Source organism: Streptomyces sp. MH60 (assembly GCF_002939385.1).
Taxonomy (GTDB): Bacteria; Actinomycetota; Actinomycetes; order Streptomycetales; family Streptomycetaceae; genus Streptomyces.
This window is the reverse complement of record NZ_MULI01000086.1, coordinates 13,169-28,391: the sequence shown is the minus strand read 5'-3', so window position 1 is coordinate 28,391 and position 15,223 is coordinate 13,169. Positions and strand designations below refer to the sequence as shown.

General features: G+C 73.2%; 15 protein-coding genes. 6 read left to right on the top strand and 9 right to left on the bottom strand.

What is annotated here, in order from left to right:
- The 3 genes from BZZ08_RS32990 to BZZ08_RS32980 all read right to left on the bottom strand — a co-directional run.
- Positions 1 to 264, bottom strand: a 264-nt coding sequence (locus tag BZZ08_RS32990) for an ArsA-related P-loop ATPase (RefSeq protein ID WP_274543303.1), incomplete at its 3' end; no start/stop codon positions are given.
- A 169-nt stretch (positions 265 to 433) separates the two neighbouring features.
- A complete protein-coding gene (locus BZZ08_RS32985; protein WP_052841433.1) occupies positions 434 to 868 on the bottom strand; it encodes an SRPBCC family protein in 435 nt (144 codons plus the stop codon).
- Positions 869 to 1,005: 137 nt separating this feature from the next.
- Positions 1,006 to 1,803: a metallophosphoesterase family protein gene (locus BZZ08_RS32980; protein ID WP_104635867.1), complete on the bottom strand. Its 798-nt coding sequence runs from the start codon at positions 1,801 to 1,803 to the stop codon at positions 1,006 to 1,008.
- 310 nt (positions 1,804 to 2,113) lie between these two features.
- Here BZZ08_RS32980 and BZZ08_RS32975 point away from each other — a divergent pair, with 310 nt between their 5' ends.
- Positions 2,114 to 3,910: an AMP-dependent synthetase/ligase gene (locus BZZ08_RS32975; protein WP_104635866.1), complete on the top strand. Its 1,797-nt coding sequence runs from the start codon at positions 2,114 to 2,116 to the stop codon at positions 3,908 to 3,910.
- Positions 3,911 to 4,040: 130 nt separating this feature from the next.
- On the opposite strand, the gene BZZ08_RS32970 is transcribed toward BZZ08_RS32975, so the two are convergent.
- Positions 4,041 to 5,183: a glycosyltransferase family 4 protein gene (locus BZZ08_RS32970; RefSeq protein ID WP_104635865.1), complete on the bottom strand. Its 1,143-nt coding sequence runs from the start codon at positions 5,181 to 5,183 to the stop codon at positions 4,041 to 4,043.
- 157 nt (positions 5,184 to 5,340) lie between these two features.
- Between BZZ08_RS32970 and BZZ08_RS32965 the strand changes: the two genes are divergently transcribed.
- Positions 5,341 to 6,609: a glycosyltransferase 87 family protein gene (locus BZZ08_RS32965; RefSeq protein WP_104635864.1), complete on the top strand. Its 1,269-nt coding sequence runs from the start codon at positions 5,341 to 5,343 to the stop codon at positions 6,607 to 6,609.
- A 62-nt stretch (positions 6,610 to 6,671) separates the two neighbouring features.
- On the opposite strand, the gene BZZ08_RS32960 is transcribed toward BZZ08_RS32965, so the two are convergent.
- From BZZ08_RS32960 to BZZ08_RS32940, 5 genes are all read right to left on the bottom strand, one after another.
- Positions 6,672 to 7,865, bottom strand: coding sequence for a hypothetical protein (locus BZZ08_RS32960; protein WP_198601835.1), 1,194 nt, complete (start codon positions 7,863 to 7,865; stop codon positions 6,672 to 6,674).
- A gap of 76 nt (positions 7,866 to 7,941) precedes the next feature.
- Positions 7,942 to 8,958 carry a C40 family peptidase gene (locus tag BZZ08_RS32955; protein ID WP_104635863.1) on the bottom strand — a complete coding sequence of 339 codons (1,017 nt, stop codon included), beginning with the start codon at positions 8,956 to 8,958 and terminating at the stop codon, positions 7,942 to 7,944.
- A 235-nt stretch (positions 8,959 to 9,193) separates the two neighbouring features.
- A complete protein-coding gene (locus BZZ08_RS32950) occupies positions 9,194 to 10,237 on the bottom strand; it encodes a C40 family peptidase (RefSeq protein ID WP_104635869.1) in 1,044 nt (347 codons plus the stop codon).
- A gap of 251 nt (positions 10,238 to 10,488) precedes the next feature.
- Positions 10,489 to 11,832, bottom strand: coding sequence for an NYN domain-containing protein (locus BZZ08_RS32945; protein WP_104635862.1), 1,344 nt, complete (start codon positions 11,830 to 11,832; stop codon positions 10,489 to 10,491).
- A 62-nt stretch (positions 11,833 to 11,894) separates the two neighbouring features.
- Positions 11,895 to 12,134, bottom strand: a complete 240-nt coding sequence (locus BZZ08_RS32940; protein WP_052841425.1) for a hypothetical protein — start codon at positions 12,132 to 12,134, stop codon at positions 11,895 to 11,897.
- 155 nt (positions 12,135 to 12,289) lie between these two features.
- Between BZZ08_RS32940 and BZZ08_RS32935 the strand changes: the two genes are divergently transcribed.
- The 4 genes from BZZ08_RS32935 to BZZ08_RS32920 all read left to right on the top strand — a co-directional run bounded on the left by BZZ08_RS32935 (position 12,290) and on the right by BZZ08_RS32920 (position 15,215).
- Positions 12,290 to 13,060: a rhomboid family intramembrane serine protease gene (locus tag BZZ08_RS32935; RefSeq protein ID WP_104635861.1), complete on the top strand. Its 771-nt coding sequence runs from the start codon at positions 12,290 to 12,292 to the stop codon at positions 13,058 to 13,060.
- Positions 13,057 to 13,338, top strand: coding sequence for an Lrp/AsnC family transcriptional regulator (locus BZZ08_RS32930; protein WP_030186400.1), 282 nt, complete (start codon positions 13,057 to 13,059; stop codon positions 13,336 to 13,338). Before BZZ08_RS32935 ends, BZZ08_RS32930 begins: the two co-directional genes overlap by 4 nt.
- 172 nt (positions 13,339 to 13,510) lie before the next feature.
- The gene (locus tag BZZ08_RS32925) at positions 13,511 to 13,795 is read left to right on the top strand and encodes a small secreted hydrophilic protein (RefSeq protein WP_104635860.1); all 285 of its coding nucleotides are present in this window, start codon (positions 13,511 to 13,513) and stop codon (positions 13,793 to 13,795) included.
- On the top strand, positions 13,746 to 15,215 hold the full coding sequence (locus tag BZZ08_RS32920) for a sensor histidine kinase (protein ID WP_198601834.1): 1,470 nt from the start codon (positions 13,746 to 13,748) through the stop codon (positions 15,213 to 15,215). Before BZZ08_RS32925 ends, BZZ08_RS32920 begins: the two co-directional genes overlap by 50 nt.
- The last annotated feature ends 8 nt before the right edge of the window (positions 15,216 to 15,223 follow it).

The following is a 15,223-nucleotide window of genomic DNA, read 5'->3' as shown; positions in this document are numbered from 1 at the left end:
GAGCGCGGAGGCGGCGCGGTTCTGGAGGGCGGCGAGGCCGTCGCGGAAGCCCTGGGCGGCGTCGGGGCGCCAGACGGTGAGGCCGGGTTCGACGGGGGTCGGCGCCGGGCCGGTGCGCAGGCCGAGCGCGGCGCCGAGGGTGTCGTCGCGGTCGGTGCCGAGGAGGAGGGTGCGGGTGCCCTGCCGGGCTGCGGCGAGCGCGGTGGCGGCGGCGACGGTGGTACGGCCGGTGCCGCCGGGGCCCGTGATCAGGAGGGTGCGCATGGAGGTGAACGGTACCGGTGCGTCGGGGCGCCGGATGCGGTGCGGCGGGGGCGGATCGCGTTGCCCGGCGCGGCCGGGGTGCCGCTGCGCACCCGTGCCGCCCGGGGGTACCTCCCAGGCCGTTCAGGCACTGGGGGAGGCACGACTGCCCGCGACGGCGGCGGCCGCGCTACTTCGACTCGACCCGCTTCTTCAGGCCCGCCAGGGCGCGGTCCGTGATGACCTTCTCCGCCTTGCGCTTGATCATGCCGAGCATCGGGATCTTGACGTCCACCGTGAGCCGGTAGGTGACCTCCGTGCCCGTGCCCGCCGGGCGCAGGAGGTAGGTACCGTCGAGGGAGCGCAGCATCTGGGACTTGACCAGCGTCCAGGAGACCTCGTGCTCGCCGGTCCAGGTGTAGGCCAGCGTCTGGTCGTCCTTGATCGCCCCGGCGTCCATCACGAGCCGGACCTGCTCGGCGCGCCCCTGCGCGTCGGTCGCGAGGACCTGGGCCTCCTTCACCTCGCCGGTCCAGTCCGGGTAGCGGGCGAAGTCGGCGATCACCGCCATGACGTCGGCCGGTGCCGCCTCGATGGTGATGCTCGAGCTGGTGTGTTCCGCCATCGCCGTGGCTCCTCCGGATGCGGGCCGCTACTGAGGTCGTCGTGCGCCCGTGGCGCGCACGTGTGTGCCGCGTGAAGGCTATCGCGCACGGGGAGGGCGGATGCCACCACCCACCTGCGCGGGTCCGCCGCACACGGTCACCACTCCAGCGCCCACGGTCGTCCCGTCGACGCGAAGTGGCCGACGTTCACGCATTCGGTGGCGCCGACGCGCATCCGCCGGGCCAGCGGCTGGTGGACGTGGCCGAACAGGGCGTAGCGCGGGCGGGTGCGGCGGATCGCGTCCAGCAGCGCGCGGCTGCCCCGCTCGAAGCGCCGGGCCACCGTGTCGTAGACCAGTTCCGGCACCTGGGGCGGGATGTGGGTGCACAGCACGTCCACCTCGCCGACCGCCTCGATCTTCGCGGCGTACTCCTCGTCGCTGATCTCGTACGGCGTGCGCATCGGGGTGCGCAGCCCGCCGCCGACGAAGCCGAAGACGCGGCCGCCGATCTCCACCCGCTCCCCGTCGAGCACGGTGGTGCCGGGGCGGGCGTACTCGGGCCACAGCGGGGGCACGTCGACGTTGCCGTAGGTGGCGTACGTCGGGGTGGGGAACGCGGCGAACAGCTCGGCGTACTGCTTGCGCACCGCCCGCTCGATCAGCTCCCGCCGGTCCCCGTCGACCCCGGCCCACAACCCCGCCCCGAACTCCTGCGCCTCGGCGAAGCGGCGGGCGGTGCGCAGCTCGACGATGCGGTCGGCGTTCGCGACGCCGAACAGGTCGGGGAAGATGCCGCGCGAGTGGTCGGCGTAGTCGAGGAAGAGGACCAGGTCACCGAGACAGATCAGGGCGTCGGCGCCCTCGCCGGCCCTGGCCAGGTCGCGGGCGTTGCCATGGACGTCGCTGACCACGTGGACGCGCGTGCTCGTGTTACGGGGCGGTGTGGGTGCCATGGCGATCAAGCGTAAGCAGCGCGTGCCTGATGTGAACAGTGGCGGTCGGACCTGCGGTTACTGGCTGGTCGGTTGAGCCGTCGACTACTGTGCGCAAAGCAAACCCCATCCGTGTGACGCAGCGAACATCTCGCGGGGACCCCCTGTCGGAGAGCACATACCGGCGGGTAACGTCCGGGCAGTCCAGTCGTGCTCTGGATTTCAACATGTGAATCCCGCATGAGTCCTCCGGAGCCACAGCCCGAGCCTTGGACCGCACCGTCGCATCACACAACGTCGTGGCGCCGGCGCCCTATGAGGAGCAGCAGTCTTGCGCGAGTTCAGCCTTCCGGCCTTGTACGAGGTCCCCGCGGACGGAAACCTGACCGACATCGTCCGCAGAAACGCCGCGCAGCATCCGGACGTCGCCGTCATCGCCCGCAAGGTGTCAGGCGCCTGGCAGGACGTGACCGCGCGCGCCTTCCTCGCCGAGGTGCACTCCGCCGCCAAGGGCCTCATCGCCTCCGGTGTCCAGCCGGGCGACCGGGTCGCCCTGATGTCGCGCACGCGCTACGAGTGGACCCTGCTGGACTTCGCGATCTGGAGCGCGGGCGCGATCACCGTGCCGGTGTACGAGACCAGTTCGCCGGAGCAGGTGCAGTGGATCCTCAGCGACTCGGGTGCCACCGCGTGCGTCGTGGAGTCGGCCGGGCACGCCGCCGCCGTCGAGTCGGTGCGCGAGCGGCTGCCCGCTCTCAAGAACGTCTGGCAGATCGACGCCGGCGCCGTGGAGGAGCTGGGGCGCCTGGGCCAGGACGTCACGGACCGGACCGTCGAGGAGCGCGGCTCGATCGCGAAGGCCGACGACCCCGCGACCATCGTGTACACCTCCGGCACCACGGGCCGCCCCAAGGGCTGCGTCCTGACCCACCGCAGCTTCTTCGCGGAGTGCGGGAACGTGGTGGAACGGCTGCGCCCGCTCTTCCGCACCGGTGAGTGCTCGGTCCTCCTCTTCCTCCCCCTCGCCCACGTCTTCGGGCGTCTGGTGCAGGTCGCGCCGATGATCGCGCCGATCAAGCTGGGCAACGTCCCCGACATCAAGAACCTCACCGACGAACTGGCCGCCTTCCGGCCCACGCTGATCCTCGGCGTGCCGCGCGTCTTCGAGAAGGTGTACAACTCGGCGCGCGCCAAGGCGCAGGCCGACGGCAAGGGCAAGATCTTCGACAAGGCCGCGGACACGGCCATCGCGTACAGCAAGGCCCTGGACGGCCCGTCCGGCCCGTCCGTCGGCCTGAAGCTCAAGCACAAGGTCTTCGACAAGCTCGTCTACAGCAAGCTGCGTACGGTCCTCGGCGGCCGCGGCGAGTACGCCATCTCCGGCGGCGCCCCGCTCGGCGAGCGGCTCGGCCACTTCTTCCGCGGCATCGGCTTCACGGTCCTGGAGGGCTACGGCCTCACCGAGTCCTGCGCGGCCACCGCCTTCAACCCCTGGGACCGGCAGAAGATCGGCACGGTCGGCCAGCCGCTGCCCGGCTCCGTGGTGCGCATCGCGGACGACGGCGAGGTGCTGCTGCACGGCGAGCACCTGTTCAAGGAGTACTGGAACAACCCGGGCGCGACCGCGGAGGCGCTGGCCGACGGCTGGTTCCACACCGGCGACATCGGCACCCTCGACGAGGACGGGTATCTGCGGATCACCGGCCGCAAGAAGGAGATCATCGTCACGGCCGGCGGCAAGAACGTCGCCCCGGCCGTCATAGAGGACCGCATCCGCGCGCACGCGCTGGTCGCGGAGTGCATGGTGGTCGGCGACGGGCGGCCCTTCGTGGGCGCGCTGGTCACCCTGGACGAGGAGTTCCTGGGCCGCTGGTGCGCGGAGCACGGGAAGCCGGCCGGCTCGACCGCGGTGTCGCTGCGGGAGGATCCGGAACTGCTCGCGACGATCCAGGACGCGATCGACGACGGGAACGCGGCGGTGTCCAAGGCGGAGTCGGTGCGGAAGTTCCGGGTGCTGGGGGCGCAGTTCACCGAGGACTCGGGGCACTTGACGCCTTCGCTGAAGCTGAAGCGGAACGTCGTGGCGAAGGATTACGCGGACGAGATCGAGGCGATTTACGCCAAGTAGTCGGGTGGCGGCGCCTCATGGGGTGCCCCCTTGTCACCGCGGGCGAGTGCGGGTCCATCGTGGCTGATCGCGCAGTTCCCCGCGCCCCTGAGCACCTCCCCTCCCCCCCTGCTGCCGAAGGCGCCCCGGGTCACAACAAGGCTTTCAGGTGCTCGGCCACTAGGTCCCAGCGCCACTTCTCCTCCACCCAGGACCGGCCCCGCTCGCCCATCCGGCGGCGGAGTTCGGGGTCGGCGAGGAGGGTGGTGATGCGGTCGGCGGACTCGTTCGGGTCTTCGCCGCGGACCACCCAGCCCGTCTCGCCGTCGAGTACGGCGTCGGGGGCGCCGCCCGAGTCGCCGGCGACGACCGGCAGGCCGGTCGCGGAGGCCTCCAGGTAGACGATGCCGAGGCCCTCCACGTCGAGGCCGCCCCGGCGGGTGCGGCAGGGCATGGCGAAGACGTCCCCGGCACCGTAGTGCGCGGGCAGTTCGGACCAGGGCACGGCGCCGGTGAAGTGGACGGAGGCGGCGACGCCGGTCTCCTCGGCGAGGCGGCGCAGGTCCTTCTCGTAGGGGCCGCCGCCGACGATCAGCAGGACGGCGTCCGGCGCGGCGGCGAGGACGCGCGGCATCGCCCGGATCAGGGTGTCCTGGCCCTTGCGCGGGACCAGCCGGGACACGCAGACGACCACGGGCCGCTCGGTCAGACCGAGGCGGGCGCGTACCTCGTCGCCGCCGCTGGCCGGGTGGAAGGTCTTCTCGTCGACACCGGGCGGCAGTTGCACCATCCGCGCGGCGGCCTCGGGCGTGAGCGCGCCCGCGATCCGGGAGCGCGTGTACTCGCCGAGGTAGGTGATCGTGTCCGTGGACTCCCCGATCCGGCGCAGCAGTCGCCGGGCGGCGGGCAGCTGGGCCCAGCCCGCCTCGTGGCCGTGGGTGGTCGCGACGAGGCGCTCGGCGCCCGCCTTCCGCAGGGCCGGGGCCATCAGGCCGAGGGGCGCGGCCGCCCCGAACCACACCGACGTGCAGCCGTGCTCGCGCAGCAGGCCCACCGCCCGCCGGGTGGCGCCCGGCGTCGGCAGCAGCATCGTGGTGCGGTCCCGTACGACGGTGAAGGGCTGCTCGGCGTCGAAGGCGGCGGTGGCCTCGGCGCCCTCGCGGCTCCGCTTCCAGGTGGACGCGTAGACGACCAGCCGCTCGGGGTCCAGCCGTAGCGCCATGTTGTGCAGGAAGGCCTGGATGCCGCCCGGGCGGGGCGGGAAGTCGTTCGTCACGATCAAGGTCTTGCGCACGCCGCCGACCCTACCGAACCGGCCGCCGGGTGCCGGGCCCGGCTGCGTCCTGTGGCACGTCCACAGGGGTCCGGGTCATCATGGCCGCACCGGCGGACAAGCAGGTGCGGGACGGGGACAGGCAGGTACGAGACGGGCACGGACGGGCAGGTGGCACGTGGAGACGAGGGACGCGGGGCGGTCACCGGTGTGGTTGCTGCCGGCCTGGGGCGCCACGCGGCTGGTGCTGCTGCTGTTCGTGCTGAAGGTGCTGGTCTTCCCCGGTCCGGACGTCACGAGCGACGTGTCCGTCATCTACCGGGACTGGGCCGACGTCCTGCGCACCGGAACGTTTCCGCTGGAGGACGTCACGTGGCAGTACCCGCCGGCGGCGGCCTTCGCGGTGCTCTCCCCCGGCCTGCTGCCCTTCCTGGAGTACGCGACGGCGTTCTTCGTCCTCGCGTGCGTCACGGACGCCGCCGTCCTCGCGCTGCTGTGGCACGCGGGCCGGGGGGCGGGGCGGTCGTCGCGCGGGGCATGGGTGTGGGTGGCGGGCGTGCCGCTGCTCGGGCCGACGGTGTACGCCCGCTACGACGTGATGGTCACGGCGGTGGCGGTGGCCGCGCTGCTCGCCGCCGGGCGGCATCCGCGGGTGGCGGGGGCCCTGGCGGCCCTCGGGGCCCTGCTGAAGGTGTGGCCGGCGCTGGTGCTCGTTGGGATGCGGGGGCGGCGCCCCTGGATCGCCGCCGCGCTGAGCGGGGCCGGGCTGGCCGCGCTGTTCGCCGTGTCGATGCCCGGGGCGTTCGCGTTCCTGACCTTCCAGCGCGAGCGCGGGGTCGAGGTGGAGTCGCTGGGCTCGCTGGTCTTCCACGTCGCCCGGCACTTCGGCTGGGAGGGCGGGGTGCTGCTGAACTACGGCTCGATGGAGTTCCTGGGCCCGCACGTGGACACGGTGGGCACGGTCTGCCTGGGGCTGAGCGCGGTGGCGTTCGGCTGGCTGCTGCTGTGGCGGCTGCGGGCCTCGCGGCCGGGGGCCCCGCGGTTCGCGGCGCACACGGCGGCGGACGCGGCCTTCGTGGCGGTGCTGATGTTCACGGTGACCAGCCGGGTGATCAGCCCGCAGTACCTGGTGTGGCTGGTGGGCCTCGGCGCGGTCTGCCGGTGCTTCCGGGCGAGCCGGATGCGGGTGCCGGTGGCGCTGGTGCTGGCGGCGACCCCGCTGACGCTGCTGGAGTTCCCGCTCCTGTTCGCGGACGTCGTGGCGAGCACCCCCCTCGGCATCACCCTCCTGTTCGTCCGCAACGGCCTCCTGGTGACCGCCGCCCTCCTCGGCGCCCACACCCTGTGGCGCGGCCCGGTACGCCGCGACACCCCGGCCCCGCCCGACGATCCGGGCCCCCTCGGCCGAGCCACGGCCCCCGCGGACACCCCCGCCGGCACACCGTGAAGCCCCCGCCACCCTCCCGAGCACCCCGCGCCGCCCCACCCCGTCGGTGAAGCCCGCCCGAGTCAGCCGAACCGCGTTCGCAGGTACTCCCGCCAGTGCGCCGTGAAGTCCTGCTCCGTGGTGCCGAGCACCGTGCGCAGCGCGTCCCCGACCGCGCCGGTGCGGTCGTCGTGGGCGCCCACGGCGCGGTAGAACGCGTCCAGCCGGTCCTCGCCCCACTGCTCGGCGATCATCCGGCAGGCCAGCCAGCCGCCCTCGTACGCCCGGGCCAGTTGTTCCGCCTCGGCGGTGAAGCCGAAGTCCTCGTCCGTCGGCAGCCGCGCGGGCACCCGGCCCTCGGCGACCGTGTCGGCCAGTTCGGGGGCGGCCTGGGCGGCGGTGCGTCCGGTGTCGCGGTAGCCGACCCAGTCGGCGTAGCCCTCGGAGAGCCACAGCGGAGTGGCCGAGGTGGTGTCGGCGCGGGTGGCGACGTGGGTGGTCTCGTGGGTGAGCACGACCTGCTTGCCGAGGCTGCCGAGCAGCCCGTACGCGTCGGGGTTGACGATGATCCGGTCCGCGGGGGCGTGTTCCCGGCCGCCCGTCTCCCCGGTGGTGACCGCGGCGATGCCCCGGTAGGAGGAGGCCGGGGACCCGAGCAGGCCCGCCATGCCCTCCACCGACCGGGGGACGACCACGACCACCCGGCGGGACCAGTCGCCGTCCCAGGCGTCCGAGACGGCGGGCACCGCCCGGTCGGCCAGGCCGGCGAAGCGGCGCAGCATCGCGGTGGACTGCCCGACGCCGAGGACGAGGCTGTGCGTGCCGCGGACGACCTCGACCGGGCCCTGGTCCCAGGGCTGCTGGCCGGACTCCTTGGCGGGCCGGTCGGAGTCGACGGCCCACGTCCCGCCCGTGCCGTCCCGGCTCAGCCGCACGGTGCGGCCCGCGGTGACGGGGCCCCGGTCGTAACCGTCGACGCGGTAGCGCAGCTCGACGTCGGCGGTGGCGGTGTCGCCGGTGCGCTCCACGTCCCGCACCCGGTAGGACCAGGCGGCCAGCGGGATCGCGCTCAGGTGGCCGAAGCCCGTACCGGTGCCGGTGCGCGCGTAGGCGGCCGCGTCGTGGGCGAGGACGGCCGCCGCACGCCGGTCCAGGACCCGCTGGACGTCGGCCCGGGCGGGTTCGGTCGCGGTCCGGCCGCCGCAGGCCACCAGCGCGACCAGCAGCAGGCACAGCGCCACCACCGAGGAACCCGACACCCGCCTTCGACCAGCCACCTTCCCGATCGTACGGGCGAGGGAGCGCGGAAGGCACCGGGCGAGGAAAGCGCGGGGGCCGGGAGCGGCCGCGGGGTCACACCCGGGTGACCGAGGAGATCGGCATCATGCCGACCGGGTCGTAGCGCACCGGCGCGCCGGGGTAGGGCGCGTGGATGACCTGGCCGTTGCCCGCGTACATGCCGATGTGGCTGGCGTCGTCGCGGTAGGCGACCAGGTCGCCGGGCCGTGCCTCGGCCAGGGACACCCGCCGCCCGGCACCCGACTGCGCCTGCGAGGTGCGGGGCAGCCCGACCCCGGCCTGCGCGTAGGCCCACTGGGTCAGGCCCGAGCAGTCGAAGCCGGAGGGGCCGTTGGCGCCCCAGACGTAGGGCTTGCCGAGGGCGGAGCGGGCGGCGGCGAAGGCGGCCCCGGCCCGGCCGGAGGCGGGAGCGGCGGCCCCGGCGAGGGCGGTCAGGTCCTCGCGGCCCGAGCGGGAGCCGCGCCCGTAGGCGGCGCGCTCGTCGTCCGGCAGGGCGGCGAGCAGCGCGCGGGCCTTGGCCAGCTTGCGCTCCACGGTCTTCTTGTGGGCGGCGACCGCCTTGCGGCCCTTCTCCAGCTCGGTGAGCTTGCGGGCCGCCTCGGCCCGGTCCTGGGCGAGGTCGCGCATCGCCTGCTGGAGCTCCCTCAGCTCACCCGCCTGGCGGGTGGTGATCCGGTCGAGCACGGAGGCCCGGTCGAGGTAGTCGTCCGGTTCGGCGGAGAGCAGCAGCGCCAGCGACGGGTCGATGCCGCCGGAGCGGTACTGGGCGCCGGCCAGCGAACCGAGGGCGTCCCGCAGGGTGTTGACGCGCTGCTGCTGCCGGGCGATGGAATCCTGCGCGGTCGAGACCTCCTCGCGCAGCGCGTCGGTGCGGGCGTCGGCCTTGTTGTAGGCCTCGGTCGCCTGTTCCGCCTCGGTGCGCAGGCGGTCCACCTCCGCCCGCCGGTCGTCGTGCGGAGCGGCCGCGGCCGGTACGGCGCCCAGGAGCGCGGCGGCCACGGAGAGAAGGCCGACGGCGGCGGTGGAGCCACGGTCGAACCCGGATGGTGCAAGGCGGCGATGGGACCCCACGGGAAGCCGCACTCCTTCCGCTGGCGGACGGGGAAACGCGGCAGACAGTAACCCCGCGGCGGGGCACCGGCCAACGACCTGGGGGGCCGCGCGACACGACGCCCCGCCGCTGACGCAGGTCACCGGCGGGGCGGGGGTCACAGGGCCCGACCGTGATTCGCCCGAACGGGCGGTACGGCGGGGGTGACTTCGGGTGGCGCGGGGCGTCCGGGTCAGACCCGTACGCGGGGCACGATCAGACCCGTACGCCGAACATGAACGGGCCGCCGATGGTGCTCATCGACTCGTAGCGGACGTTCGTGCCGGTGCGCGGCGCGTGCAGGACCTGGCCGTTGCCGGCGTAGAGGCCGACGTGGTGCAGGTCGCTGAAGAAGAAGACGAGGTCGCCGACCTGGAGGTCGTTCATCGAGGAGATGCGCGTGCCGTAGTTGGCCTGCGCCTGGGAGGTGCGCGGGATGCCGACGCCGGCCTGCGCGTACGCCCAGGAGGTCAGGCCCGAGCAGTCGAAGGAGGACGGGCCGGTGGCGCCGTAGACGTAGGGCGTGCCTATCTTGCCCTGGGCGGCGGCGAAGGCGGCGCCCGCGCGGCCGGAGGCGGGGGTGGAGCTGCCGCCGGTGAGCACCTGGCGCTCGCTGGCGCGGTTGGAGCGCTGCTCCTCCTGCTGGAGGGCGGCCTTCTCCTGCGCGGTCAGCGTGTTGAGCAGCTTCTGCGCGGAGGAGAGCTTGCCCTGGACTTCCTTCTTCTTCTTGCCCAGTTCGGTGCGGGTGGCGGAGAGGTCCTTGAGCTTCTCGGACGCCTCGGAGCGCTGCTGGGCGAGGTCGCGCTGCTTGACCTGGATCTTCTTCAGCGCCTCGACCTGCTGACCGCTCAGCTGGTCGAGGGTGGAGGCCTTGTCCAGGTAGTTGTCCGGGTCGGCGGACAGGAAGAGCTGGAGGGAGGGGTCGATGCCGCCGGAGCGGTACTGGGCGCTGGCCATCGAACCGAGGCCGTCGCGCAGCTCGTTGAGCTCCTCCTGGCCGCGGGCGACGTTGTCCTGGATGGTGGAGACCTCCTTCTGGAGCTTCTCCTGCTTCTCCTTGGCGCCGTTGTACTTCTCGGTGGCCTGCTCGGCCTCCTCGTAGAGCTTGTCGACCTTCGCCTTGACCTCGTCCTTGCTCGGCTTCTCGCTCGGGGCGGCGTTGGCGGCCTGGGAGCTGAGAGCGACAGCGGCGGCGGCAGCGGTGGTGAGCACGGTCACGCGCGTGCGACTCGGCTGCTTGGGACGACGGTGGGACGCCACGGAGACGAGCTCCTTCTTGAGAGGGATCACCCGTTCGAGGGTTCGAAGGGTGACCCTAGTGACCCACTCGTGATCAGTTCAAATCCTCCGCCGAAAAATCACGGTTACGCACCGCGTTTTTCGCCGCAACTCACCTGCAGTGACCCCCGTTTGACGCTACGTTGCGTCACGGTTCCGTCAATTCGGGCATAGAGCGCCTACGTTACGGTTGGTACGGAAGTGAAGAGAAGTGGCCGGAAGCCGACGGCCGGCTAGGAAAGCCGCTTGAGGAGCACCGCGGACGCCACCGGGCGTGCGCCCGCGCGCGCCACGCCGTCGGCGACCTCGCGGTCGGTGGAGACGACGATGACCGGCCGGCCCGGCGGCTCGGCCCGCACCAGCTGGCGGATCAGCTCGTCGGCGGTGACACCGGGCTTGGAGAACAGCACGCGCACTCCGCGCGGCGGCGCGAGCAGCACCGGCGCCACGAGTTCGGCCCCGTCGAAGACGCAGGTCATCTCGGCGCCGGTCTGCGCGGCGAGCTGGGAGAGCTGGCCGAGCAGCCGCAGCCGCTGCTTCTCCAGCGGCATCTGCGGATAGCCGGTCTTGGTGACGTTGTAGCCGTCCACGACCAGGTGCGCCTGGGGCAGCGCCAGCAACTGGTCGAGGATCGCCGGGTCGTTCTCGGACAGGGCCCGGTTGGCGATGTCCTTCGGCGTCATCCGGCCCGGCTCGACCGCGTCCACGGTCTCGGCGGGCCGCACGGACACCGGGGGCAGTGCCAGCTCGCGGCGCAGCCCCTGGGTGGCGTCGAGGAGGGTGTCCAGGAGCAGCCGTACGCGCATGTCCTCGACGCTGCGCCCCTCGCGGGCGGCCTTGCGGGTGGCCTCCAGGGCCGCCTCGGCCTCCCCCAGGCGGGCCTTCAGCCGCCGGGTCTCGCTCTCGGCGGCGGACACCTGGGTCTGCCCCTCGGCCCGTACGGCGTCCAGTTCGGCCTGGACCTTGCGCAGCGCCGCCTCGCCGCGCTTGACGTCGCTGAGGGCGGAGCGCAGCTTGCGGTGCAGCGACTCGGCCTCCCGCTTCGCCGCGTCCAGTTCGGCGCGCAGCCGCTCGGTCTCGGCCTTGGTGTGCTCCCGGGCCCGGGCCAGCTCCTCGTGCAGCCGCTCCAGCTCCGCGCGGTTCTCCTCGTCGGCCCGCTCGGCGTCCGCGCGCTGCGCCTCCTCGCCGGCGGCGGTGACCAGCTTCACCCAGCCGTGCGGGCGCAGCACGTAGGCCGCGGCGGCCACGTCCAGCGGGTCGGCGGCCGGGAGCGCGGACCCGGCGTCCAGGGCGTCGGCCAGTTCCGGCTGGGTGTCGCGGAACTTCTCCCCGATGCGCTGGCGGAAGAGCGGGTCGGTCTCCACGGCGGCGGCCATGGCGTTGCCGGCGAACTTGGCCCTGCGGTTCGGCGCGAACCTGGCGTACTGCCTGAGCTGCGCGGGCAGCTCGCCGAGGGTGAGCGAGCCGAAGCCGTCGGACACGATCTGCACGACCCGGCGGCGCACGCCGTCGGGCAGCGGGCGGTCGAGCACCTCAGCGGCGCCGTCGTCCGGCCCCCCGCCGTGTGTCTCCACCATCCGTCACCCCAATGTCTCAGGGCGATCCCGGGCCGGAATCGCCTTGTGCGGGGCCGCTCCGCTCAGGAGGCGGCACCCGGCCTGTCCACGAGTTCCACCTGGTCCACGGCGTTGCACCAGCGGCACCGCACCGACTCGATGGTCTCACTGAGCACCTCACGCTCCTCCACCGTCGGCTCACCGGCCAGATCGAGGTGCACGTACTCGACGACCTTCGAGGCCCGGGTCACGTCGAAGCGGGTGAGGTTGCCGCAGAGGGTGCAGCGCCACCGCGTCGTGTCGGTCGGCAGGGGAACCGTCATCGTGGCTGTTCACTCTCTTCCAGTGTCGGTGACGCGCCGGGCTCCCCGGGGCGTGTGGCACGTAACCCTACGGCCTGGCGGGTACCCGACGCCCGCGTGTCCACGGCGGCGAGGCGCTATGAGCCCCCGCGCCCGTTACGTCATGCTCTGTGTCCATGATCCGCAACTGGAGCAAGGCGGTCCGCACAACGGTCTCCGCGGTCGGGGCGCTGGTCGGGGCCCGCTCGTCGGGGCGCCGGACGGCGCCGGTGACGTACACGCTGATCACGCTGTGCTGTCTGCTGTTCCTGCTCAGCCCGGCGGCGGGCCTGAACCCGGCGTACGGCACCGGGGAGGAGCTGCTGGCGGCGCAGCGCGCCTACTTCCGGCGCTGGGGCGTGATCCCCGCAGAACTGTTCGAGGACTCCCCCGGATCGGCGCTCACCCCGGCCACGGCGCTGTTCGTCCACGGCGGCTGGGTGCACCTGCTGGGCAACATGCTCTTCCTCTACGTCTTCGGCGCGATGACCGAGGAACGGATGGGCCGGCTCCAGTTCGCCCTGTTCTACCTCGGCTGCGGCTACCTGGCCCTGCTGGGCTACGCGGGCGCCAACGCCCACTCCCAGGAGTCCCTGGTCGGCGCCTCCGGGGCGATCTCCGCGGTGCTCGGCGCGTTCCTGTTCCTCTTCCCGCGGGCCCGCGTGACCAGCCTCCTGCCCTTCCTCTTCTTCCTGCCGCTGCGCTTCCCGGCCTGGGTCGTGCTGCCGTTCTGGGCGGCCCTGCAGTGGATGGCGGCGGGGCGGGCCGGGGACGGGCCGGGGGTGGCGTACCTCGCGCACCTGGTGGGCTTCGGTCTCGGCTTCGCCTTCGCCTGGGTGCGGTTCGGACGTGGGACTAGAGTTGGTGGCGTTCCAGTGGCGGCGCCCGAGGGAGAGAACCAGCCGTGATCAGCGCGATCGTCCTCATCAAGACCAGCGTGGACCGCATTCCCGAGATCGCGGAGCAGATCGCCGCGCTGGAGAGCGTCAGCGAGGTCTTCTCCGTCACCGGCACCTACGACCTGATCGCCATGGTGCGGGTGAGCAAGCACGAGGACCTGGCCGAGGTCATCCCCGGCCGGATCAGCAAGATCCCGGGCGTGGAGGGCACCGACACCCACGTGGCCTTCCGCACCTACTCCCAGCACGACCTGGAGGCGGCGTTCGCCATCGGCCTGGACAACTGAGCCACCGGCGAGGGGGAAGCGCCCCCGAAGGGGGCGCGCCCCGAGGGGCGCGGGGAACTGCGCGACCAGCCACGACGGCGCCGCAGCCGACCGGCGGGCCGGGGCACCGGATGAAGAGTTCTTCACCCGGCACTCATCCGGCCCGCCGGAATCCTCGCGCAGAATCCCCGGCATGGTCTTCTCCCGCCGCATGGCGGCCCTCGCGGCCGTCGTCCTGATCCCGCTCGGCATCGCCGCGACCAGTTTCGCCCTGACCGACAGCCCGCGGGAGCCCAAGGTCCCGGCCAAGGTGGAGCTGGAGAGCGGCTCCCCCACCCCGAAGCCGGCCTCCTCCTCGCCCGAGCCGACGCCCAGCGACCAGGTGGTGACGCGGCCGCCGGTCACCGACGGCCCTTCGGATGACGACGATGACGACGACCGGGGCGGCGACACCGACGACGGACCCGGTGAGGGGTGAGCGCGAGCGCCGCCGGGTCTCGGCCCGGGTCCGCATCCTGCTGTGGCTGCTGCTCGTGATGGCGGTCGCGCTGGCCTCGGTGGCGGCGACCACCCGCTCGATCCTGCTGCGCGACACCGACCAGCGGATCAACGGCCTGCTCGCGCAGGAGGCGGGCGAGTTCGCCAACTTCGAGGAACAGGGCTTCGATCCGGAGACGGGCCGCCCCTTCACCGACCCGGGCCGGCTGCTGCGGGTCTTCCTGGAGCGGCAGTACGCCGACCTGGACGAGGAACTGGTCGGCCTGGTCGGCGAGGTGGGCAGCAGGCCCACGCAGATCATCCAGCAGCGCGAGATCCCGGTCGGCCGGCCCCTGCACGAGGACGCCGACGCCCGGCGCCGCATCTACGCCTCCCCCGACTCCACCGGCGTCCTGGACCGGCCCGAGGGCGAGATCCGCTGGGCCAAGGTCACCGTGGCCCGCTACGGCGGCGAACCGGCGGCCGCCTTCGTGGTCGCCTTCCACCCGGGCCGCGAACAGGCGCGCGCGGACGAGGTGTTCCGCGTCCTGCTCGCCATCTCCGGCGTCGCCCTGCTGATGACGACCGGCATCGCCTGGGTGGTCGCGGGCCGCATCCTGAAACCGGTACGGCTGGTGCGCACGACCGCGGCCCAGCTCACCGAGCAGGACCTGACCCGGCGCATCCCGGTGCACGGCCGTGACGACGTGGCCGCGCTCGCCGAGACGTTCAACGCCATGCTGGACCGCCTGGAGCGCGCCTTCGCCACCCAGCGGCGGTTCGTCGACGACGCGGGCCACGAGCTGCGCACCCCGATCACCATCGTGCGCGGCCACCTGGAGCTGATGGGCGGTGCCGAGGAGAACGCGGCGGAGCGCGAGGAGACCGTCCGGCTCGTCACCGACGAACTGGACCGGATGAGCCGCATCGTCGAGGACCTGCTGCTGCTCGCCAAGGCCGAACGCCCCGACTTCGTCACCCCCGAACCGGTGCAGCTGGCCGAACTCACCGCCGACGTCTACGTCAAGGCCCGCACCCTGGGCGACCGGGAGTGGGTGCTGGACGGGGTCGCCGACCGCGAGGCCCACCTCGACCCGCAGCGGATCACCCAGGCCATGGTGCAGCTCGCGCAGAACGCCGTGCAGCACACCACCACCGGCCAGCGGGTCCGCATGGGCTCCCGCGCCGACGGACCGCGCGTCGAGCTGTACGTCGCCGACTCCGGCCCCGGCGTCCAGCCGCAGGACGCCGAGGTGATCTTCGAGCGGTTCCGGCGCGGCACGGCCCGGCGCGGGGTGCGCGGCACGGGCGCCGGGCTCGGGCTGTCGATCGTCCGGGCGATCGCCGAGGGCCACGGCGGCCGGGTCGACCTGCGCACCACCGAGGGCGGCGGCGCCACCTTCGTACTCACACTGGACTGACCCCGAAG